General features: G+C 41.1%; 19 protein-coding genes. 9 read left to right on the forward strand and 10 right to left on the reverse strand.

The window, feature by feature from the left end; all coding sequences use genetic code 11:
• Positions 1-9: 9 nt before the first annotated feature.
• Together glpK and ACTHN6_RS21075 are read right to left on the reverse strand one after the other, a co-directional pair.
• A complete protein-coding gene (gene glpK, locus ACTHN6_RS21070) occupies positions 10-1503 on the reverse strand; it encodes a glycerol kinase GlpK (RefSeq protein ID WP_440437759.1) in 1494 nt (497 codons plus the stop codon).
• A 14-nt stretch (positions 1504-1517) separates the two neighbouring features.
• The gene (locus ACTHN6_RS21075; protein WP_440437760.1) at positions 1518-3131 is read right to left on the reverse strand and encodes an FAD-dependent oxidoreductase; all 1614 of its coding nucleotides are present in this window, start codon (positions 3129-3131) and stop codon (positions 1518-1520) included.
• A 168-nt stretch (positions 3132-3299) separates the two neighbouring features.
• Here ACTHN6_RS21075 and ACTHN6_RS21080 point away from each other — a divergent pair, with 168 nt between their 5' ends.
• The 7 genes from ACTHN6_RS21080 to ACTHN6_RS21110 all read left to right on the forward strand — a co-directional run bounded on the left by ACTHN6_RS21080 (position 3300) and on the right by ACTHN6_RS21110 (position 9174).
• Positions 3300-4061, forward strand: coding sequence for a DeoR/GlpR family DNA-binding transcription regulator (locus tag ACTHN6_RS21080; RefSeq protein WP_440437761.1), 762 nt, complete (start codon positions 3300-3302; stop codon positions 4059-4061).
• A gap of 299 nt (positions 4062-4360) precedes the next feature.
• Positions 4361-4960 carry a 3-keto-disaccharide hydrolase gene (locus ACTHN6_RS21085; RefSeq protein ID WP_440437762.1) on the forward strand — a complete coding sequence of 200 codons (600 nt, stop codon included), beginning with the start codon at positions 4361-4363 and terminating at the stop codon, positions 4958-4960.
• Between the two features lie 174 nt (positions 4961-5134).
• On the forward strand, positions 5135-6217 hold the full coding sequence (locus ACTHN6_RS21090; protein WP_440437763.1) for an NADH:flavin oxidoreductase/NADH oxidase: 1083 nt from the start codon (positions 5135-5137) through the stop codon (positions 6215-6217).
• A gap of 226 nt (positions 6218-6443) precedes the next feature.
• Complete coding sequence (locus ACTHN6_RS21095) at positions 6444-7499, forward strand: sugar phosphate isomerase/epimerase family protein (RefSeq protein ID WP_440437764.1); 1056 nt, start codon at positions 6444-6446, stop codon at positions 7497-7499.
• Positions 7500-7524: 25 nt separating this feature from the next.
• A complete protein-coding gene (locus ACTHN6_RS21100; RefSeq protein ID WP_440437765.1) occupies positions 7525-7944 on the forward strand; it encodes a c-type cytochrome in 420 nt (139 codons plus the stop codon).
• Positions 7945-8026: 82 nt separating this feature from the next.
• On the forward strand, positions 8027-8428 hold the full coding sequence (locus ACTHN6_RS21105; RefSeq protein ID WP_440437766.1) for a c-type cytochrome: 402 nt from the start codon (positions 8027-8029) through the stop codon (positions 8426-8428).
• Positions 8429-8433: 5 nt separating this feature from the next.
• On the forward strand, positions 8434-9174 hold the full coding sequence (locus tag ACTHN6_RS21110) for a 3-keto-disaccharide hydrolase (RefSeq protein WP_440437767.1): 741 nt from the start codon (positions 8434-8436) through the stop codon (positions 9172-9174).
• 266 nt (positions 9175-9440) lie between these two features.
• On the opposite strand, the gene ACTHN6_RS21115 is transcribed toward ACTHN6_RS21110, so the two are convergent.
• Together ACTHN6_RS21115 and ACTHN6_RS21120 are read right to left on the reverse strand one after the other, a co-directional pair.
• Positions 9441-11288 (reverse strand): 2-oxoacid:acceptor oxidoreductase subunit alpha, encoded by a 1848-nt coding sequence (locus tag ACTHN6_RS21115; protein ID WP_440437768.1) that lies wholly within the window; start codon positions 11286-11288, stop codon positions 9441-9443.
• Positions 11289-11504: 216 nt separating this feature from the next.
• A complete protein-coding gene (locus ACTHN6_RS21120; protein ID WP_440437769.1) occupies positions 11505-13787 on the reverse strand; it encodes a cation:proton antiporter domain-containing protein in 2283 nt (760 codons plus the stop codon).
• Between the two features lie 588 nt (positions 13788-14375).
• Between ACTHN6_RS21120 and ACTHN6_RS21125 the strand changes: the two genes are divergently transcribed.
• The gene (locus ACTHN6_RS21125; protein WP_440437770.1) at positions 14376-15059 is read left to right on the forward strand and encodes a LytR/AlgR family response regulator transcription factor; all 684 of its coding nucleotides are present in this window, start codon (positions 14376-14378) and stop codon (positions 15057-15059) included.
• Between the two features lie 26 nt (positions 15060-15085).
• Complete coding sequence (locus ACTHN6_RS21130; protein WP_440437771.1) at positions 15086-15928, forward strand: YaiO family outer membrane beta-barrel protein; 843 nt, start codon at positions 15086-15088, stop codon at positions 15926-15928.
• A 148-nt stretch (positions 15929-16076) separates the two neighbouring features.
• Here the strand turns inward: ACTHN6_RS21130 and ACTHN6_RS21135 are convergent, their stop codons facing one another.
• The 6 genes from ACTHN6_RS21135 to ACTHN6_RS21160 all read right to left on the reverse strand — a co-directional run bounded on the left by ACTHN6_RS21135 (position 16077) and on the right by ACTHN6_RS21160 (position 21686).
• A complete protein-coding gene (locus tag ACTHN6_RS21135) occupies positions 16077-16328 on the reverse strand; it encodes a hypothetical protein (RefSeq protein ID WP_440437772.1) in 252 nt (83 codons plus the stop codon).
• On the reverse strand, positions 16283-17767 hold the full coding sequence (locus ACTHN6_RS21140; protein WP_440437773.1) for a glycosyltransferase: 1485 nt from the start codon (positions 17765-17767) through the stop codon (positions 16283-16285). Before ACTHN6_RS21140 ends, ACTHN6_RS21135 begins: the two co-directional genes overlap by 46 nt.
• A 71-nt stretch (positions 17768-17838) precedes the next feature.
• Positions 17839-18840, reverse strand: coding sequence for an ATP-grasp domain-containing protein (locus ACTHN6_RS21145; protein ID WP_440437774.1), 1002 nt, complete (start codon positions 18838-18840; stop codon positions 17839-17841).
• A 42-nt stretch (positions 18841-18882) separates the two neighbouring features.
• Positions 18883-19854, reverse strand: a complete 972-nt coding sequence (locus tag ACTHN6_RS21150) for a PIG-L family deacetylase (RefSeq protein WP_440437775.1) — start codon at positions 19852-19854, stop codon at positions 18883-18885.
• 211 nt (positions 19855-20065) lie between these two features.
• Positions 20066-20491 carry a DUF3175 domain-containing protein gene (locus tag ACTHN6_RS21155; protein ID WP_440437776.1) on the reverse strand — a complete coding sequence of 142 codons (426 nt, stop codon included), beginning with the start codon at positions 20489-20491 and terminating at the stop codon, positions 20066-20068.
• Positions 20463-21686 carry a cation:dicarboxylate symporter family transporter gene (locus ACTHN6_RS21160; protein WP_440437777.1) on the reverse strand — a complete coding sequence of 408 codons (1224 nt, stop codon included), beginning with the start codon at positions 21684-21686 and terminating at the stop codon, positions 20463-20465. Before ACTHN6_RS21160 ends, ACTHN6_RS21155 begins: the two co-directional genes overlap by 29 nt.
• Positions 21687-21729: the final 43 nt, after the last annotated feature.

Raw genomic sequence — 21729 nt, forward strand, 5'->3', positions numbered from 1 at the left:
AATAATGGCTTACACGTCTGCTGCCCATGATTTACAGGCATTTACAGCTCTCTTCCATCCGGCAATGAGTTTGGCTGAATCATTATTTTCCGATGGCCGAAACTTACGGTCAGCCACCCATTGCTGTTGTATCTCATCCACATTTTTCCAAAAGCCAACTGCCAGGCCGGCGAGGTAGGCTGCTCCAATAGCGGTGGTTTCAGTAATTTTTGGGCGTACCACTTCTGTATTTAAAATATCGGCCTGTATCTGCAGCAGTAAATTATTTACAGTAGCCCCGCCATCTACGCGCAGTTGTTTTATAGCGGTACCCGCATCGGCTTCCATCGCTTTTAATACTTCCATGGTTTGCAGGGCAATACTTTCCAGCGCAGCCCTTGCCAAATGTTCGTTTGTAGTGCCTCGGGTTAAACCCACTATCATACCTCTTGCATGCTGGTTCCAGTGCGGTGCGCCTAACCCAGCAAAAGCGGGCACCAGGTAAACGCCGCCATTATCCGGCACCTTAGAAGCTTTTTCCTCTATTTCAGCAGATGAAGAAATAACACCAAGTCCGTCGCGCAGCCATTGCACTACGGCGCCACCAATAAAAATGCTGCCTTCCAGCGCATACTGAACTCGGTCACCTATTTGCCAGGCAATAGTGGTTAATAATTTATTGGTGGAAATGATGGGTTTATCGCCTACGTTCATCAACATAAAGCAACCTATGCCGTAGGTATTTTTTACCATGCCTGGCTGCGTGCACATTTGCCCGAAAAGCGCAGCCTGCTGATCTCCGGCTATTCCGGCAATAGGAATTTTAGCCGCCAGCAATTGGCCGGAAGTTTCGCCATACACTTCACTGGAAGATTTTACCTGTGGTAATATGGATGCCGGAATATCCAGCAGCGTTAGCAATTCATCGTCCCATTGGCGGATATGAATATTAAAAAGCATGGTGCGGGAAGCGTTTGTAATATCTGTAACATGCACTTTACCTGACGTAAAATTCCACAGCAGCCACGAATCAACAGTGCCGAAAGCAAGCAAACCTTTTTCGGCCTTTTCACGGGCGCCTTCTACATTATCCAGTATCCATTTGATTTTTGTCGCAGAAAAATAGGCGTCAATCAAAAGGCCTGTCTTTTCCTGTATAAGTTTTTCTTTACCGTTCTTTTTCAAGTCGTCACAAAGTCCTGCCGTACGCCTGTCTTGCCAAACAATGGCATTATAAACCGGTGCGCCGGTTTCCCTGTCCCAGATGATGGTAGTTTCTCTCTGGTTCGTAATGCCGATTGCGGCAATATCAGTAGCATTAATCCCAGCCTTTAAAATAGCTTCCCCCAAAACGGTTGCTTGGGAAGACCAGATTTCCTTCGCATTGTGTTCTACCCAACCAGGTTGAGGATAATATTGGGTAAATTCCTTTTGAGCAAGCGCCACAATATTTCCTGTCTTATTAAAAACTATTGCACGGGAGCTGGTAGTGCCCTGGTCAAGTGCAAGAATATATTTTTCCATAGCAAGCGTTGAATTTAATTTTTATGTATTGCCATTTTTCTATCTGTTTCGAGTAAATAATTGGCTGCAAGCAGTCTGAAACTTTCCAATTGTTTCTTTTTCCATTCCACATCCTTTTCCAGTTCCCCGGCCATCAGGTCTGCAACTACCGGCGCTGCTTTTAACGCTGCCCTGGCATCTAGGAATAAAAGCCGCAGCCGCCTGGCGAGTACATCTTCTACGGTTCTTGCCATTTCATGCCGCACTGCCCATATTACATTGGCCCAGGTATAGGGAAAGTCTTCGAGAATTTTATTATTAAGTGAGCCGTCTTCATTTGCCAAAGCCTCGATCTTGTTATAATCGCTGCCGTAAACTGCAATGCTGTAATCACAGTTATGGGTGATAGTTGCCGAACCATGAATGGACAGTGCCGCCGTTTTACAGGCAACTTTTTTAAGATGGCCTACTTCTATTGCTTTATTCACCGTTACTTCTGCCATTTGGCGATAGGTCGTCCATTTTCCCCCGGTTATGGTAATAAGGCCCGAGGGGCTTACCATTAATTTGTGATCTCTTGAAATTTCCTTCGTACTGTCAGTTTCTTTTTGCGGGGCAGCTAACGGGCGCAGGCCGGCAAAAACACTTAAAACATCTTTTCTTGTGACAGGTTTTGAGAAATATTGCTGAACTGTTTTCAGAATAAAACTTATTTCTGTTTCCAGCGCTTTTGGTTCCAGTGTGTGTTTATCCAATGGCGTGTCAGTAGTACCCACCAATACATGGTCGTGCCACGGAACAGCGAATAATACCCGTCCATCTGCCGTTTCGGGGATCATGAGGGCGGCCTCACTGTTTAAAAAAGATTTATCAAAAACGAGGTGCACTCCCTGGCTTGGCCGGACTATGGGCTTTTTACCGGGTGTATCGAGGCATAAAATATCATCTACAAACACACCGGTTGCGTTAATAACTGTTTTGGATTGAAGCTGGTAAGTACGCCCTGTTTCAACATCAGTGGCAACAACACCGCACACTTTACCGTTTTCATTAAGTACCCGGTTTACCTTACAATAGTTAATTACAACACCGCCGTTGGCAACACTGGTTTCTGCAAGATTTACGGCGAGCCTGGCATCGTCAAACTGGCCGTCGTAATATTCTATGCCGCCAACCAGTTTTTCCTGCCGGATGCCGGGCATAATACCGGCCATTTTATTTTTACTGATATATCTTGAACGGCCGAAACTGAAACGCCCCGAAAGCCAGTCGTATAATTTCAGCCCTGTGAGATATTTAATCTTATCCCAAAGGCTGTAACAGGGGATGATGAAAGCCTGTTTTTTTACGATATGCGGGGCATTTTTCATTAGAATTCCTCTTTCGCGCAAGGCATCATACACCAGTTTTATATTGCCCTGTGCCAGGTAACGAACACCACCATGTACCAGCTTGGTACTGCGGCTTGATGTTCCTTTGGCGAAATCTGACTGTTCCAACAATAAAGTTTCGTATCCCCTGCTGGCTGCATCCACGGCTACTCCCAAACCTGTAGCGCCTCCGCCTATTATAATTACATCCCAAATCACCTGATCTTCCAATCTTCTTAATGCCTTTTTACGATTCAGAAGCCCGTTTTCTTCCCGCATCAGTCAATTTCTTTTAGTTTCGTTTAACTTCCATTTATGAATAATTCGGAATAAAAATAGGATAAAAGAAATAAAAAGAAAATATTTTTCAATAAAAGGAAACTAACAGTTGGTATTATTGATTATTGATATGCCTGAAATATTACTTATATTTAGCCTTTAAATTGTATGAACAGTACAGAGAGACATCAGCTTATTCTTGAGAAATTGCACCAGGAAGGCGACCTGAATGTGATCAGCCTATATAAAGAACTAAAGGTAAGCCGCGTAACCATAAGAAAGGATTTGAAACTGCTGGAAGAAAAAGGCCTTCTCTTTCGTACGCACGGAGGGGCCACCCTGAAAAACCCTTATACAATCGACAGGCCGGTAAATGAAAAAGAGAAATTACAATCTGCCGAAAAATCTAAAATTGGCGCTGCCGCGGCCCGGCTTATTGATGATAATGATTCCATTATTATCGCTTCGGGCACCACTGTGCTGGCGCTTGCTAAAAAAATTCAGCATAAAAAAAACCTAACGGTTATTACGGCTTCTTTAAATGTTGCGTTGGAATTATTACAGCAGCCGGATATTGAAGTGCTGCAGTTAGGCGGCATCTTGCGCAAAACTTCTTCCTCTGTTACAGGACCCTATGCGCAAAGCATACTAACCGATTTTTCATGCACCAAATTATTTTTGGGCGTGGATGGAATTGACCTCGAATTTGGCCTTAGCACCACCAGCGCCATGGAAGCGCATTTAAACAGGCAGATGATTGAAGCTTCTCAAAAGGTTATTGTGCTTTCTGATTCAACAAAATTTGGAAAGAGGGGCTTTGGGAAAATATGCGGGCTTGATAAGGTAGACCGCATTATTACAGATGCCGGTATTTCCGAATATTTTGTGAAGCAGTTGGAAAACCTGGGAATTGAAGTAACAGTGGTTTAAAAAGGGTATCAATCACATCCATCATTAAACATTTTTAAACGTTTTAAGGTGTATGAATAAAGCAACAAGTCATCATTATGTTTGGCCTGATCGGGTATCTGCGCCTGCAACCCAAAACAGATTCGCCGCCGCGGCGGAGGAAAAACGTGCAAATGTGTTTATACATTTTTTCATACAAAATTTAAGAAATCATTTTAGACAGTTCTTAAAAAAGAAAAGCATTGTTTGCTGAATAATTTGAAATTATGCAGGTAAACTAAACAGGCGTTGTTAACTTATCTTCGTTTTAAAAATTAATTATGAGATTATTACTTGTTTGCCTCAGTTTATTCTTTTGCTTATTTGCATCAGCGCAGCAAAAAGAAAAATTATTCAACGGGAAAGACCTGACCGGCTGGACTATTCATGGCACCGAAAAATGGTATGCCGCTAATGGAGAACTGATTTGCGAAAGCGGGCCTGATAAACAGTATGGCTACCTCTCCACCAATAAAGACTATAAGAATTTTATACTCACGCTTGAGTTTAAGCAGGAAGCTAATGGTAACAGCGGCGTATTTTTCCGTTCACATATTCCAGAAGGCGTAACTATAAGCGGCTGGCAGGCCGAAGTAGCACCCGCAGGGCAGCATACCGGTGGCATTTATGAATCTTATGGCCGTGGCTGGCTCATTCAACCCAAGGCTGAAGATGAGCAATATTTAAAACAGGGCGAGTGGAACACCTACAAAATAAAAGTAGATGGCGATGAGGTGACTACCTGGTTAAACGGTCACCAGATGTGTTATATAAAAGATGCAAAGATTGGTGAAGGCAATGGCTTTATTGCCCTGCAGATACACGAAGGCGGCGGCATTAAAGTGCGCTGGAGAAATATTGAGGTAGAAGAATTGAAATAATAGTAACAACATCAGACTGTTAATTAAAGCCATGTCAATATTCAGCAAACAATATTCAATGCGCAATGAAAACTTCTGCGGATTGCTTGCGCATTGTTTATTGAATATTTTAATTAACGATTAAGCCTTGGGCATTTACTACAGGCGTTCCTGTTTTCAATAAGCATACATAAAATGGCATTAGTTTTTGAACCTTTGGCAATACGCAGTATAACATTAAAGAACCGCATTGTGGTATCGCCCATGTGCGAATATTCCAGCATTGATGGTTTTGCAAACGACTGGCACCTCGTGCACCTCGGCAGCCGCGCCGTTGGTGGCCCCGGATTAGTATTTACAGAAGCTGCGGCCGTATCTCCTCAAGGCCGCATCACACCGGATGACCTGGGCATTTGGAAAGATGAGCATATAGAATTTTTAAAACGTATCACCACATTTATTGCAGCCCAGGGCAGCGTACCCGGCATACAGCTTGCGCATGCCGGCAGAAAAGCCAGTCATACAAGTCCATGGAAAGGCAACCGGCCTTTAAAAATTGAAGAAGACGCATGGCAAACACTGGCGCCAAGCGCTATTGGTTTTAAAGATTCCGACCCATTGCCAAAGGCAATGCGTATAGCCGATATTGAACAATTGAAAAAAGATTTTCGCGATGCCACATTGAGGGCATTACAGGCCGGTTTTAAAGTGATTGAAATACATGCAGCACATGGTTATTTATTAAATGAATTCCTTTCACCGCTCAGTAATAAACGCACTGATGACTATGGTGGCTCGTTTGAAAACCGCATAAAATTATTACTTGAAGTGGTGGATGTGGTACGTTCTGTGCTTACAGACGCCCTGCCGCTCTTTGTGCGCATATCTGCAGTTGAGTGGGTGAAAGACGGATGGAATATAGAAGATTCCGTTGCATTGGCAAAACTTTTAAAAGATAAAGGCGTTGATTTAATTGATTGCTCTTCCGGCGGTAACTCATCCAATCAAAAAATACCGGTGGCGCCTTTATACCAGGTGCCTTTTGCAGAAAAGATAAAACAGGATGCTGGTATATTAACCGGCGCTGTTGGATTAATAACAACTCCACAACAGGCTGAAGATATATTACAGAAAGGCCAGGCAGATCTCATTATTCTCGCCAGGCAAATGCTGCGGGATCCATATTTTGCTTTGCATGCTGCAAAAGAATTTAATGTTGATGTGCAATGGCCGGTTCAATATGAAAGGGCAAAGGAGAAAAAATATTCCGGCAAGTAACATATCAACATTATAATAATGACCGTATAGTTAATCGTACCAGCATCTTCATACACTATAAGCTTAATACTGTTGTTACAGACGGTAATGGAACACAGCATTGCTGACGCAAAGCATAACAGAATTAAAAAAAGCAGCATCATACAACCCTCTTTTAAAAAGAGTTTTATATTAGCCAAAATATATTTATTGTAATACATCTAATGATCGCTAAATTCTCAACATTATGACAACACTTAAGGGCCCCGGTATTTTTCTTGCACAGTTCTTAGGCGATGAAGCGCCTTTTAATAGCCTGGAATCTATATGTAAATGGTCGAAAGACCTGGGTTTTGCCGGTGTGCAAATTCCTACCTGGGATGCACGCTGCATTGATCTGCAAAAAGCAGCTGAAAGCAAAACCTATGCAGACGAATTAAAAGGAAAAATAAACGAACAGGGATTAGAAATAACAGAACTTTCCACGCACCTGCAGGGCCAGCTAGTGGCCGTACATCCGGCTTATGATGTTTTGTTTGACGGGTTTGCACCTGAACAATACCGCAACAATCCCAAAGCAAGAACCGAGTGGGCAGTGCAGCAATTAAAATGGGCCGCAAAAGCTTCTCAAAATTTAGGATTGAATGCGCATGCTACATTCAGTGGTGCTTTGTTGTGGCAAACAGTTTATCCATGGCCGCAGCGTCCTGCAGGTTTGGTTGAAACAGGCTTTACAGAATTAGGCAACCGCTGGCTGCCCATCTTAAATACGTTTGATGAATCTGGTGTGGATGTATGTTATGAAATTCATCCCGGCGAAGATTTGCATGATGGTGTTTCGTATGAAATGTTTTTAGAGAAAGTAAACAACCATGCACGCGCCTGCCTGCTATATGATCCATCTCATTTTGTTTTGCAATGCCTCAATTATCTTGAATACATCGATATTTATCACGAACGCATCCGCATGTTTCATGTAAAGGATGCCGAGTTTAACCCCACAGGCAAACAAGGCGTTTATGGCGGATATCAAAGCTGGATTGACAGGGCCGGAAGATTCCGTTCATTGGGCGATGGCCAGGTTGATTTTAAAGCTGTATTCAGCAAACTGGCACAGTATGATTTTAAAGGATGGGCTGTGATGGAATGGGAATGCTGTTTAAAGCATCCGGTTGACGGTGCTACAGAAGGCGCTAAATTCATAAAAGATCATATTATACATGTAACGGAAAAAGCATTTGATGACTTTGCATCTGCCGGCGCAGATGAAAATTTAAACAGGCTGGTATTAGGATTGCAGTGATATAGGCTAAATAAAAGCTTATATCATGAAATTTATTTTAAGTATTGCAATCATAATTGTGTTCGCCTCATGCGGCGCAGGAACAGGAGAAACAAAAGCAAGCGACAGCGCAAATGCCACCCGCGACCTGGTTAATACCGGTGCAGCCATTGGCTCAGATTCAGGAAATAACAATGCCGGAGGAAAACTGATAGCAGCAAATGATTGCCTTACCTGTCACCAGATAGATAAAAAAAGTGTCGGTCCGTCTTACAGGCAAATCGCGGAAAAATATGATTTGAACCAGGGCAATATTGAAAATCTCGCCACCGCTGTTATAAAAGGAAGCAGGGGTTTATGGGGAAATGCGGCAATGACTCCACACCCGCGCTTAACAAATGATGAGGCCGAAGCAATGTGCCGTTACATATTATCATTAAGGAATTATGCAGATACTTTAAAATAATTTACTATTCATTAACCGGCTTCAATAAATTTGTGACATTATTTTGACAATCTATTATCTAATATTTTAAAATCAGAATCAATTGAAAAAGTATTTTGTAACAGTTGCATTACTTGCAGTAATTGCAGCCTGCAACAACAGCGGAACAGAAAGCGAAACCCCAGACTCATCTTCAACAGAAGCACCGGCTGCTTCATCGAATGATCTCTCATCAAACCCTGATTATCAGAAAGGCCTGGCACTCGTTGCCTCAAACGACTGCCTTACCTGCCATAAAGTAGATGAAAAAGTTACCGGCCCTGCTTACAGGGATGTTGCAAATAAGTTTGAGAATACACCCGAAAATGTTAGCATGCTCGCCCAGAAAGTTATTAATGGCAGCGTGGGCGTTTGGGGTCCGGTTGCTATGACACCGCATCCTGCATTATCACAGGCAGACGCAGAACAAATGGTGAAATATATTTTATTATTAAGAAATAAATAAAACACATGAGATTATTTACAACGATTGCGGCAGCATCCATACTTTTTGCTGCATGCAATTCTTCGTCTTCCGATACTGCAGCAACAGACACAACAGCTACGGCAGATGCAACCACAGAAACTGCATCGAATGATACAGGATGGATTTCTTTGTTTGATGGATCTACCCTGAATGGCTGGCATGCATTTGGGCAAACCGGCACAGGGAAATGGGCTGCTGACAGTGGAGTTATTTATCTTAACGCAGCTTCCGATGCCGAAGGCGGTGATCTTGTGAGCAACGACAGTTTTGGCAATTTTGATTTAAAGCTCGACTGGAAAATAGCTAAAAACGGCAATAGCGGTATTTTGTTTTACGTGCAGGATGATAAAGCAAAGTATGAAGACACGTATAAAACCGGTCCTGAAATGCAGGTGCTGGATGATGAAAGAAATGAAGACAATAAAACGCCCACACACCGCGCTGGGAGTTTATATGATATGATACAGGCAACGCCCGGTGCAGTAAAGCCTGCCGAAGAATGGAATAGCGTGGAAATAGTAAGTAACAATGGCAAGCTTGATTTTTACCTGAACGGCGTGCACGTTGTAAACACTACCATTTTTGATGATAACTGGACAAAAATGATTGCCAATAGCAAGTTTAAACAATGGCCTGCTTTCGGTACCTTCAAAGAAGGACATATTGCTTTGCAATATCACGGACATGATGTTTGGTTCAGGAATATTATGATTAAGAAGTTATAGTAATTAATGTGAGTTCGGGATAAGGGGCGAGGTGAACGTGATTTCGACGATAGGAAAAATCTCTCGAATAGCAATCATTAAAAATATCAGGAGACCTCTCCTACCATTGAGGTGGCGGCTACCTTCACAATAAAATTGAACAACCTTTATATTCAAAATAAATCAAACTTCTTATCCCGAACTCACGTTAACTATCTATATAATATTTCAATAAAAAATCCCGCAGTATCAATTGCGGGATTTTTTATTAAACACTTCAACAGTTGCTATAAATACTTTCTTATTTCTTCCGCCAGTTCACCTTTTGTAATGGGAACGCCCATTACTTTGTTATAGGCTTTTGCATCAACTAAAAATTTATCACGGATAATTTTTATCAATTGACCGTTATTAATTTCAGGAATTAATATTGTTTCAAAATTGTTTAATATTTCTCCAAGGTTTCTTGGAAACGGCCGCAGATAACGTAAATGTGCATGGCTTACTGCATGCCCATCGGCTTGTAACTGTCTTGCTGCACTTTCAATAGCACCATAAGTGCTTCCCCAGCCAAGTACCAGTACTTTTCCTTTTTCAGGCCCGCTGTCTAAAGTTTGCAAAGGAATATAATCAGCTATATTTTCTACTTTCTTCTCGCGGATGTTTACCATCAATTGGTGATTCTCCGGATCGTAGCTTACATTACCTGTAATGTTTTGTTTTTCAATGCCGCCAATGCGATGCTCCAGTCCCGGCGTGCCTGGTATGGCCCAGGGGCGAACGAGCTTTTCATCTCTTTTATATGGAAGGAATTTATGCTCATCTTCTTCCAGGTCTGTCTTAAATTTTACATGTATCGGCTGCAGGTCTTCACTTTTTGGAAAACGCCAGGGCTCTGCACCATTAGCAATATAGCCATCGCTTAAAAATATAACCGGTGTCATATGCTGGAGCGAAATCCTTACTGCTTCAAAAACAGCACTAAAACAATCGCTTGGCGTTTTGGCGGCAATCACCGGCATGGGACATTCGCCGTTCCTGCCATAATAAGCCTGCAGTAAATCGCTTTGCTCTGTTTTGGTGGGGAGCCCGGTTGAAGGGCCGCCGCGCTGCACATCAATTATCAACAGCGGAATTTCAAGCATTACCGCTAAACCCATTGCCTCGGTTTTTAAAGCCATGCCGGGGCCGGATGTAGTGGTTACACCAAGGCTGCCGCCATAGCTGGCGCCAATGGCTGATGTGATGGCTGCAATTTCATCTTCAGCCTGGAAAGTTCTTACGCCAAATGCTTTATGGCGGCTTAATTCATGCAGAATGTCTGATGCCGGCGTGATGGGATAGCTTCCTAAAAACAAAGGCAGCCCGCTCTTTTCGCTGGCGGCAATCAAACCATACGTTAATGCCTGGTTACCCATAATGCTGCGATAGGTGCCGGCAGGCATTCTGGCCTTTTCCACCTTGTAACGCGTTGTAAAGGTTTCGGTGGTATCGCCATAATTGTAACCGGCCTGCAGCACTTTTATATTGCTGGCAAGAATGTTTTCCTTCTTCCCAAACTTTTCTTCAAGATAGCTGATGGTGCTATCGAGGCTGCGGTTATACATCCAGTATAAAAAGCCCAGCACAAACATGTTTTTGGCGCGGTCTTTTTCCTTCATACCAAGTTCCGGAAAATCTTTCAGTGTTTCGCGGGTAAGCTTGGTAACATCTATTTTAATTACATCGTAACTATCAAGGCTGCCGTTTTCCAGCGGGTTAATGCCATCAATATAATTAGCAAGGCGAAGGTTTTTGGCGTCGAAGCCATCGATATTTGCAATTATTCTTCCACCTTTTTTCAAAAAAGCCAGGTTTGCTTTCAGCGCAGCAGCATTCATCGCCACCAGCACATCGCACACGTCACCTGGCGTGAAAACACGATCGGAAGAGAAATGTAACTGGAAGCCGCTCACGCCCGGCAAAGTGCCTTGCGGTGCACGTATTTCGGCGGGAAAATCAGGGAAGGTGGCAAGGTCGAGGCCAAGAAGGGCTGTATTATTGGTAAACTGGGTTCCGGTAAGCTGCATGCCATCGCCGCTATCGCCTGCAAACTTAATCACTACATCTCTCAGCAAAACATCTTGTTTTTCCATATCTCTTAAAAAAATGGGTGCAAAGTTAGTTATATAAAAATTCAGTGCCGGCAATTTTACATTTCATGCAGAATTGCCTGCTGCCATGAAAGTACTTATTTGCCTTTTTTGCAAAGTTCACATAAAGTACGGCTGGCGATTAACGATTTACGAAATAATTATATGTAATCTGGAGTAGCAGACCTGTAAGAGCTTAGCCGGCCTGTATAAATTGAATTATGCAGGTTTTTCCAAACTTTCCTGCCAGCTTTTAAATTTATTCCTGTCAACCACAAGCCAAACCACATCATCCCATTCAAATACAGTGGAAGAATCCGGGTTGAGTATGCGTTCATTGCTTCTCTCAATTCCTATTACAAGGCCGGACGTTTTTTCGCGGATACGGGATTCCCGTATGCTAAGCCCTTTAAGCCGGTTGTATTCATCTACCACAATTTTTTGCAGAACAATATTGGCTATCTCCGAGTTTTCTGATTCGGTTACATCGGCATTTTCAAATACAGGTTTAAATACCTGCATTTGTTCGTCTGTAGCAATAATACCAGCATGATCGTATGGAAGCAGCTTATTGTAACGGCCGGGTGCATGAATAAGTTGCTTTCCCCGTTTTATGTAGGCCAGATTGATCCCATATTTTTCACGCCACCCAAGCTCCAGCAAAGTTTTGCCGATGTAATCAGCATTTGGGTTTACCTCCATATCAATTATTCCCGCAGACCAGGGCAATAACTGAGACCGGAGACTGGCAGTTTTTTTAAGCATTTCTTCCGGCGCATTGTTTTTTAATGCGGCTGTTTCCCTTGCATTCAGGTTAGTTAAAAAACTGCCTTCTATACGCTGGTAAAACCGTTGTATCCTTTTTGAGAAAAGATATAAGAAAGCAATGGCCAACGGCACCAGGAGCAATACGGATGCTTTTGCCGATATTGATTTGTCAACCCAAAAACCTATGAGTGCAATACCGATGATTATTCTTACAACCTCAATTATTAACAGCGGGCCTTTACTGTATTTTTCATCAAGCCAAAGCTCCCTGTAAGCCATGCTGTCGGGCTTCCTCGTCATCAGCGCCAGCAAAAAGGGAGCGCCCAGGCCAAGCAAAGCAACAAGACAAACTATGCCGGGCCATGTATCACCCTGTATGTTTTTATTTAAAAAAGGAACAAGCACATTAAATGCCAGCAGGCTCAGCGCCAGCAATATAAAGGCGTTTATAAACACTATTTTTATATATGAGCCAAGCACCTTTTTCCAGGTGCTTTCAGCCTGGATTTTTTGAGCGCCGGAAGAATAATTTTCAATCGCTGTTATAAATCTTTGCGGCAATATGCGTAGTAAAAAATTGTAAAAAGGTTCTGAATATTTAATAAGATAAGGCGTTGTAAATGTGGTTATGGCTGACGCACCGACCGCCACGGGAAACAGGAAATTACTGATGACACCGAGATTAAGCCCGAGTGTGGCCACAATAAAGGCAAACTCCCCTATCTGCGCCATGCTCATGCCCACCTGCACCGATTGCTTGAGCGTCTGGCCGGAAAGAATGGCACCCAATGTTGTGCTGAACAGCTTGCCAAAAACAGTAAGCAGGGTAACAATCAATACCGGCCACTTATATTCTATCATGGCGGCAGGGTCTATCATCATGCCGACGGATATAAAAAACACGGCGCCAAAGAGATCTTTCACAGGTTTAATAATGTGCTCCACTTTTTCGGCTGAAGTGGTTTCCGCAAATATGGAACCCATTATAAATGCGCCAAGCTCGGCAGAAAAACCAACTTTCGTTGCCAGTATTACCATGCCCAAACACAGGCCTATGGAAAGAATAAGCAGGGTTTCATCATTAATTAAATTCTTTGCTTTCTTTAATAAGGTGGGCAGCAGGAATATGCCCATAATAAACCATAAAGCCAGGAAGAACAGCAGTTTTAAAACAGTCTGTAAAAGTTCGCCGCCTTCAAATTGCTGGCTTACCGACATGGTTGAAAGCAACACCATCAATAATATCACCACGATATCTTCCACCACCAGCACGCCAAACACCACATTGGCATAGCGCTTTGTTTTCACACCCATTTCCTCAAAAGCACGAATAATAATGGTGGTAGATGAGCTTGCGAGCATGCCGCCTAAAAAAACGCTGTCCATCTTCGACCATCCCATCCATTTGCCGGCTAAATAACCGGCAGTTACAATGAAAATAATTTCTGTAAATGCGGTAATGGTTGAAGCACCGCCAACGCGTATGAGCTTTTTAAAACTGAATTCAAGGCCCAGGCTAAATAAAAGAAAGATCACACCAATCTCTGCCAGTGTTTCAATGTTTTCCTTGTCGGCAACGGTGGGCGTAATAGAAAGATGCGGCCCTACTAAAAGCCCTGCAATAATGTAACCCAGCACCAGGGGCTGTTTTATCTTCTTAAAAATTAAAGTGGTAATAGCACCTGTTACAAGAATAAGTGCTAAGTCTTCTATCAATTTTGGTAAATGGCCCATACTTATTCGTATTAATTCAGATAGATGCTGACTTGCGGAAGATAATAAAAAACAAAAATCCTGCGATAAAAATTACCTGCTTTCCCCAATCTTTTGGCCTGAAAATAATACCAGGACTTTATTTAAAATATACCGGAATAGCGAAAAATCTATTCTTCGTCAGGCCGCCTATTGCCTTCCATCAATATTTATAACAAAAACTGCAGGTAAGTTTGTAACTTATATTCAACAATATCTTTTTTACATATTTTTGTACGAAGTCCGATTTGTGAAAGACTTGATACACGCAGGCCCGATAAAAGTATAAACTGAAAAAAGCAACGAACAATAATATTATCTTCTCCTGCGGGTAAATTTCATAAAAATAAAGCTGTTGAGTTTGCTGGTGATGGAAACACTCCGGTTAAGAAATGCACGTAATGTTATGTGACAGGTGTTAAAATATAACAGGTAATAGGATGAAATTCTGTTAGAAGCCCGTAATAATGCAAATGCATAATTCTGAACCGGCCAAGCTAAACAGCATCTGACAGCAATGTGAATGCCGTAATAAAACATAAAGCCGGATATTAAAATCATACCAGAAAAATGATTGATTGCATTATTATTGAAGACGATCACATTTCGTCGTTTCATTTACGCCGCCTCGTGGAGCAGGAAAGTTCACTGGCACTTCACGGAACGTTTTTCAACGCTAAAGAAGCGCTGGATTTTCTGTCCAAAGAAATGATCGACCTTATTTTTCTTGATATAGAAATGCCCGATGTTACAGGTTTTGACCTGCTTGACCAGTTGCCCTACCGGCCTTATATTATTCTCACCACTTCAAAAACGGAATATGCTTTTACGGCATTTCAGTATAATGTTGTTGATTATTTAAAGAAGCCTATAACACTGCCAAGGTTTAAGGAATCGATAGAAAAAATAAAACCACGCATTAACCACGAAAAAGCACGTGTATCGAACGATATTTTTATTAAGGCCGACGGTAAGCTTATAAGGCTGCACGATAACGATATCAATTTTATTGAAGCCGTTGGCGATTATGTAAAATTCGTAACAACAGAAAAAACGTTTTTATCGCTTGCCACTTTAAAAAGCATCGAGGAAAAATTAAACTCCGACGCTTTTGTAAAAGTGCACCGCTCTTATATCATCAACACAAAAAAGATAAGTGATATAGAAGATAATACCATTCTTATAGGCAAGCACGTTATACCCATAAGTAAAGCGCACCGCAAAGTAATAATGGACAGGCTGAATATAATCTGATACAAAAATCAAACTACAAATACGGCATGAAATATATCGGCTTATTCCTTCTTGTTCAGTTATTCTACACAAAAGCAATTGCAAATAATACCCGTAATATTATTGATACGGCAGCGCAGGTTACGGTCTTTAACGATACAACGATTAAAGAAAGACCGCAGCAAAAATTACTATTATCCGTTGACCAGTTAAGGTATTCGCCGCAGGAAGTAAACATTACCCAAATTGGCGCAGGTTATTCCATAAAAGGAAAAAATGATCACCTGATCTTAAAGTTTAATAATGCTTTCAGCCACCACGATTATAGTGCACAATTGTTTTCTGAATACTATCATAACTTTTCAAAGAAAGATTACATTAATATTCTGCTGGCCGGCTCTGATGGTAAATTCTTTCCGGCATTCATTGGGGGATTTTCCAATTTTTTTGTTCCGGGGAAAGGATGGGAATTGCAGGCAGGCGCCCGGGTTTATGCACCTAAAGATGACAGCAGGAGTTTTGTATTTCCCGTGGGCGTAAGCAAGCAAATTGATAAACATTTTTTTGGTTACACATTATACATGGTTGAACAAAAAAAGCAACTGAGTTTTGTAAACAATTTTAATTACCGGTATTATTTTAAAGGCGACCAGTTCTTTTCAGTTAACTATGGCATAGGCGATCGCTATAATATTTTCCAGCCGGAAAACGTAACCGATATACCCGCTTCAAAAATGCATACCCAAACCGTAAATGCCTTATTCACCACCCCGGTTAGCGCAACATGGAATCTTGAAATACACTTCACTTATGAGCATTATAAAGATTCTAAGAGCAACAAAGATTTTAATATTTATATGCCGGGATTAATGGTAAGCAGGAAGTTGTAAGAAGCCACATTGTATTATTTATATTGCTTTTTAAAGGGCTTAGGGATGTCTGCTTTATACTCAATAGCGCTTAGGATTGAAGAGCTATATCTTTAAAAAATATTAAACAGTTAAAGGGTTTAAGTTGCTTTCGTTTTATTCTTATCAGCTAAAACTTGTTAAATAACCAATTGATCCACTCTACGCCACTGGGATAAAATCTTTCCTTTATAAAAGCTGCTGCAATTAATGTGGTTACCAATAAAACCTGGTAAATAAGCAGTCTTCTTTCTCTTTTTGCATCCGCTTTTATTTCCGCTTCATGTAAAGCGGCATAACGCAGCATGTTTTCTTCTTCTTCTGAAAGCGGTACAGCTAACCTGCTATAACCACCTTGCCCGACTTTTGAGTCTTGTCCCATTTTAATTCAGCTTTTTTATATTCCATAATATAAGAGTACAGCGTGATGGTGCAGAGTAATGCACCAAAACCTGAAATCAATAATAAAGTAAGTGAAACCCAGTAAGGCTTTTTATTTTTATCTGCAATGTAAGCCCAATAAGCTACCAGCATGCATAGTGAAGCCCAGGCATACATAAACAATACAATTATTTTTTGCGTTAATCCGAGGTCAGCCTGCGTCATGCCGTTTACAAAATGAATGAAATCATCTATTGCAGTGGGAAAGCAGGAAAGCACGATGATAGTGAGTGATATAATGCCCGGGAACAACACGCCCTGCAGCCATGCTTTCTTTGCAGTTTGCTTATCGATGATAAGCGAATAAATCGTTATGAATAAATAAGTGAATGCATTAACAATCCACAACTGTTTAAATAATAACCACGATTCGCTGAAGTTGGAAAAGAACAGCCATATCAAACCAATTGATGATAAGATCATAAAAACCGGCATCAATAAAATGGCAAACCATAACAATGAAAAACTAAAGCTGCCCAGTTTCTTTCCATTCTTTTTATTAAGCCATATATGTTTGAAGGCTTTTGTAACCTGCACATTGCCACGCGCCCACCTTAATCGCTGTTTCCATATGGCAACAACAGAGCCCGGTTCTTCTGCCCACACAGTGGCATTGCCATCAAACACGGCTTTGCGGCCATTCAATTGTGTTTTGAAAGTGGTGAAGGTATCTTCTGCAAGCGATGATGTATCTATCTTTCCGCCAATAGCCAGCAGGTTTTCACGGCTGTGCAATTGAGCGCCGCCTGCCAAACAAGCCAGCGATCCCATTACATTCTGCGCCCTTCTTGATGCCGCCTGCGCTGTTATATATTCAAACGCAATAAACTTTGAAATGAAATTGCCCGGTGCGCTGCCCTCTTTAATATATGCTGTAACAGAACCCACATTTTTATCAGCAAGATGCCTTGTCATTAAACGCAGTGCATTCTTTTCAAATAAAACATCAGCATCAATAATCAATAAAGCTTCAGCCCAATTCTCTTCAAGTATTATATTAATACCATGATTTAATGTATGCGCTTTCCCCTGCCCGCCTCTTTCTCTTCTTAAGTGAAAAACATTATCAGGATATTGCTCATGTTTATCTTTTACCACATCAGGCGTATGATCTGTGCTGGCATCATCCACCACATATACTCTTAATGCATGACGCGGATAATCCATCGATAAAAGATGCTCAATGGTATTACCAATTACATCGCCTTCATTCCAGGCCGGCACAATTATCGCAACCCTGGGCATATAAGCTGCTGTGTGTTTATAATGATTTTTTATGCCGTGAAGGCCAATCATAAAAAACTGGTACAGCGATGCCCATACAGGTATGGTACCGAGCAGTGCAAAAAAGATGGCGATATAATCAAATACAAGCGGCATGAAGAGTTTTGTAATAGTGTTAGTGTGAGTGGTGAATTGTAAGTAAACCTTACAACTCACCTGGTAATAATTTAAACTGCCAGCGCTAAGGTTTCAGGCACGAGTACTTCTTCGCTTAAAAAGAGAGCAGGATCGAAGAATTTTTCCTGGAAATAACGCACCATAGCAATCTCTTTATAATCAGCCACGATTGCAACCGGCCTGTTAAACAAAATATTTTCTGCGCACATTAAAGGTATATCTGCACCGGCTGCAATAATAAGGCTGAGGCCACCGGAAAAACGCGGGTTTATTTCAAGCAGCATAGGACCATTTTCTGTATCTATAACCTGCACATTAATAGCGAATCTCAAGTTTAAACTTTCTGCAACCGCTATGGCATATTCAATAATCTCTTTCTTTTTGGTAACTTTTGAAGTAACGGCAACGCCTGAATCTGTTCTCATTCTTTCACGGGCAACAGCAGCACATACTTTACCGTTTTTATCAATCATCATATCTATGCTGTATTCTTTGCCTTCCAAAAATTCCTGCACCATAAAATTCTTTCCTTCCAGGTGTGCCAGGTTTTCCAGTTCTTCACAGTTAGTTACTTTAAATATATCCCTTGAGCCGCTGCCGTTTCTTGGTTTTACGATCCAGTTATTATTGAAATGTGATTTAGCTAAAAAGTTTTCAAACAAATCATAATCGCCTAACTGCACATTCTTTTTGCAGGCTTCCATTAAAAGATATTTATCCTGGCAGGTTTCCAGCGCATCAACGGGTGAAACCAAGACCTTGCAATCAATAGCTTCAAATGCTTCAATACTATTGGCCACCGGCATTAATTCAACATCGCATGTAGGTATTAAAAGATCAATGTTATGCTTTTGGCAAAGCTCAAGTAAAAAGGGAACAAACATTTCAGATTTACCGGCAGGCAATATAAACTGCTGGCCTTTTGGAACGAGGTACAAACCGGCAGACATCGGGTCCATATCACCCATAAAAATATTATAACCGGCTGCTGATAAAGATTTGTAAGCGCATATTGCGGCGGGTCCGCCTGCTCCTGTAATTAAGATATTCATAATTTCTTTTTTAAAATTGTTATTGATTGGTTTGGTTATTTATTAGGCACGGATTACTTCAAAGGGTTCAACAATGCCATACCTTGAAAAGCGGCCCCAGTATTCTGCGGTTGATCTTATTAATGAATCGGCCAGGTAAGCACATTTTGTTTTTTGGGAATGGAAGAATGAGATCATTTCAATTTTATCATCCATATATTTTTCAATATGTTCAAAGCGCAAAGGCTTAAAGTTGATATTGCATGATGGGCTTAAGTAAGAATACACCTGCGTAACGCCGCGTGCAGCCACCATAGTTGCATGATAAGTGTTCCTGTGGTCCTGGTGGTTATCGTTTATGCTGTGCGTATAAATAATATCGGGCTGCACTTTAGCAATAACCTCTTCAATGATCTTAATGGTTTCAGGGCCATCAGTTATAAAAGTGTCCTTCAGGTTTTTCATATATAAATTGGCATTTACATATTCAGCAGCTTTAAGCGATTCCTTATAACGGATATCTACATTGCCCCCCTGTTCACCATTGGTGAGCGTAAGAATATGCACTTTATCACCTTTCTCTGCATGCTTCATCAAGCTGGCGCCACAGCCAATTTCAACGTCATCCGGGTGAGCGCCGATTGCCAGCACTTTCTTGATATTCAAAGTTTCGCGGATGGTTTTGATTTCGGTTGATAACCTTTCCAGTAAAACCTGCGTAGCCAGCGGGTAAACCAAAAAGTGATTAACACCGCTATCGAGGGCTGAGGACATTAAATCCACATCTTTATTCGCAGAAATTAATATTACGTGCGAAGCGGGATTATTTTGTTTGATTGAATAAAGCGTAGTACATGCTGTAGCCAGGTTTTCATAGTTCACTGCCATTATTATTAAATGCCAGCGTTTCTTTTGAATACGGTAAACAATATCAGCAGTCAGTTCCATTTGTTCGCACTTTTGTGCGGTTTGGGCTTCCAGTTCATCGGCAAGTATCTGGGTTTCTGTAAGCTTGCCAACAATTAAGATGTTCATATAAATTTTTAATTTGCGAGAGCAAAATTATCAGCCGGCTATACCTTTTATATTTCATATCGGTGAAATGATAATTATTATCGTCGAATGGATTTAAAAATCTGTCGGGGTAAGATTTGAACGATGGCTCTTCCGCAATATTTAAAACTGGTATGATTTAAAAGCCTGGTTTTACAACTCCAATTATAAGACTGAATTAAACGGACTATACCTATTTTTCTTCTCTTCCAAACAATTTGCGTAATTCATTTTTCGAATCATCCAATACCTTTCTTTGCGCGGCGTTAAGATTATCGCCTGCACGGTTCTCATAAAAATTAATCATGCTCATGGCAGATTGAAAAGGGCCTGCTTTTTTGCGCTTACTCTTTTCTGCCGAATGCTTTACCGACAATGCAATTTTCTTCGCATCTTTTGATTTGAAAATATCTTTTTCCAAATCCATCGCGTTGCTGGTTTGGGTAACCTTTTTCGACCATTTCTTTGGCGCGGCTTTCCTGGCCTTTTTTTTAGATGCTGATTTTTTTACAGCTCCTTTCTTCGCTTTAGATGATGATGCTTTTGCCATAAATCTTTTCCTGAAAACAACGCAATCATAATACCAGCTTTTACGATTGCCGGGTATTTGCGGGTTCATACAGCACGTCAATCATTTTACTACGGTTAAATTCCTTTTCATTATTGGAAAGCCAAACGGTGGCCACTCCATTGCCTATAAAATTGGTAAGTGCTCTTGCTTCACTCATAAACCTGTCAACGCCTAATAAAAATGCAAGGCCTTCGATGGGGATAACTTTCACGGCTGTAAGTGTGGATGCAAGCACAATAAAACCACTGCCTGTAACACCTGCTGCTCCTTTAGATGTAACGAGTAAAACACCAATAATAACAAGCACCTGGTGAAGGGTAAGTTCAATATTATACACTTGAGCAAGAAACATTACCGCCATGGAAAGATAGATAGTTGTGCCATCAAGATTGAAAGAATAACCTGCAGGCACCACCAGCCCTGTAACTGATTTTGCACAGCCCATACGTTCCAGCTTTTCAATCAATGAGGGCAGCGCCACTTCTGATGAGGAGGTACCTAACACGATTAAAAGCTCGGCGCGTATATATTTTAGAAATTTAAGTATGCTGATTTTATAATACTGCAGCATTAAACCAAGCACAATAAAAATGAAACACAAACAGGTAATATAAATACTTATCATCAGCCTTATTAAAGGTAATAATGTATGCAGGCCAAACTTACCAATAGTATAAGCCATACCGCCAAAAGCGCCGAGTGGCGCCAGCAGCATTACTAAATGCAAAGCTTTAAAAACATATCTTGAAATATTGGTAAGCGGCGTAATGATAATTTCTTTTTTGTTATACCCGCTTAACCATATTCCAAAAATTACGGCAACGATTAATATCTGGAGCGTTGGATTATCTTTAAAAAACTGGAGCCAGCTAAACTCGTTTGATTCTTTTATATATGCAGAAATATTGCCGCCTTTTATAGATGAAATATCAACGCCGCGGCCCGGTTGTATAAAATGGGAAACGATGATGCCAATTAATAAAGCAAAAGTGGTAACTATTTCAAAATACAATAATGCTTTGCCTCCTACACGGCCCGTTTTTTTCAGGTCGCCCATATTACTGATGCCAAGCGATATGGTTAAGAAAATGATAGGATAAATAAAATATTTAATCAATAGAATGAAATAATCACCGAGAACCTTCATTTTTATTGCAGTGCCAGGATAGAAATTCCCTAACAGTGCACCGGCTGTTATGGCAACAAGCACCCAGAAGGTTAAATTGGTAAATAATTTTTTCACAAGACAATAATAACTTAATTATAAGTTCAGGAAGAATTACAGC

It is taken from the genome of Parafilimonas sp., assembly GCF_051953455.1.
Lineage (GTDB): Bacteria > Bacteroidota > Bacteroidia > Chitinophagales > Chitinophagaceae > Parafilimonas.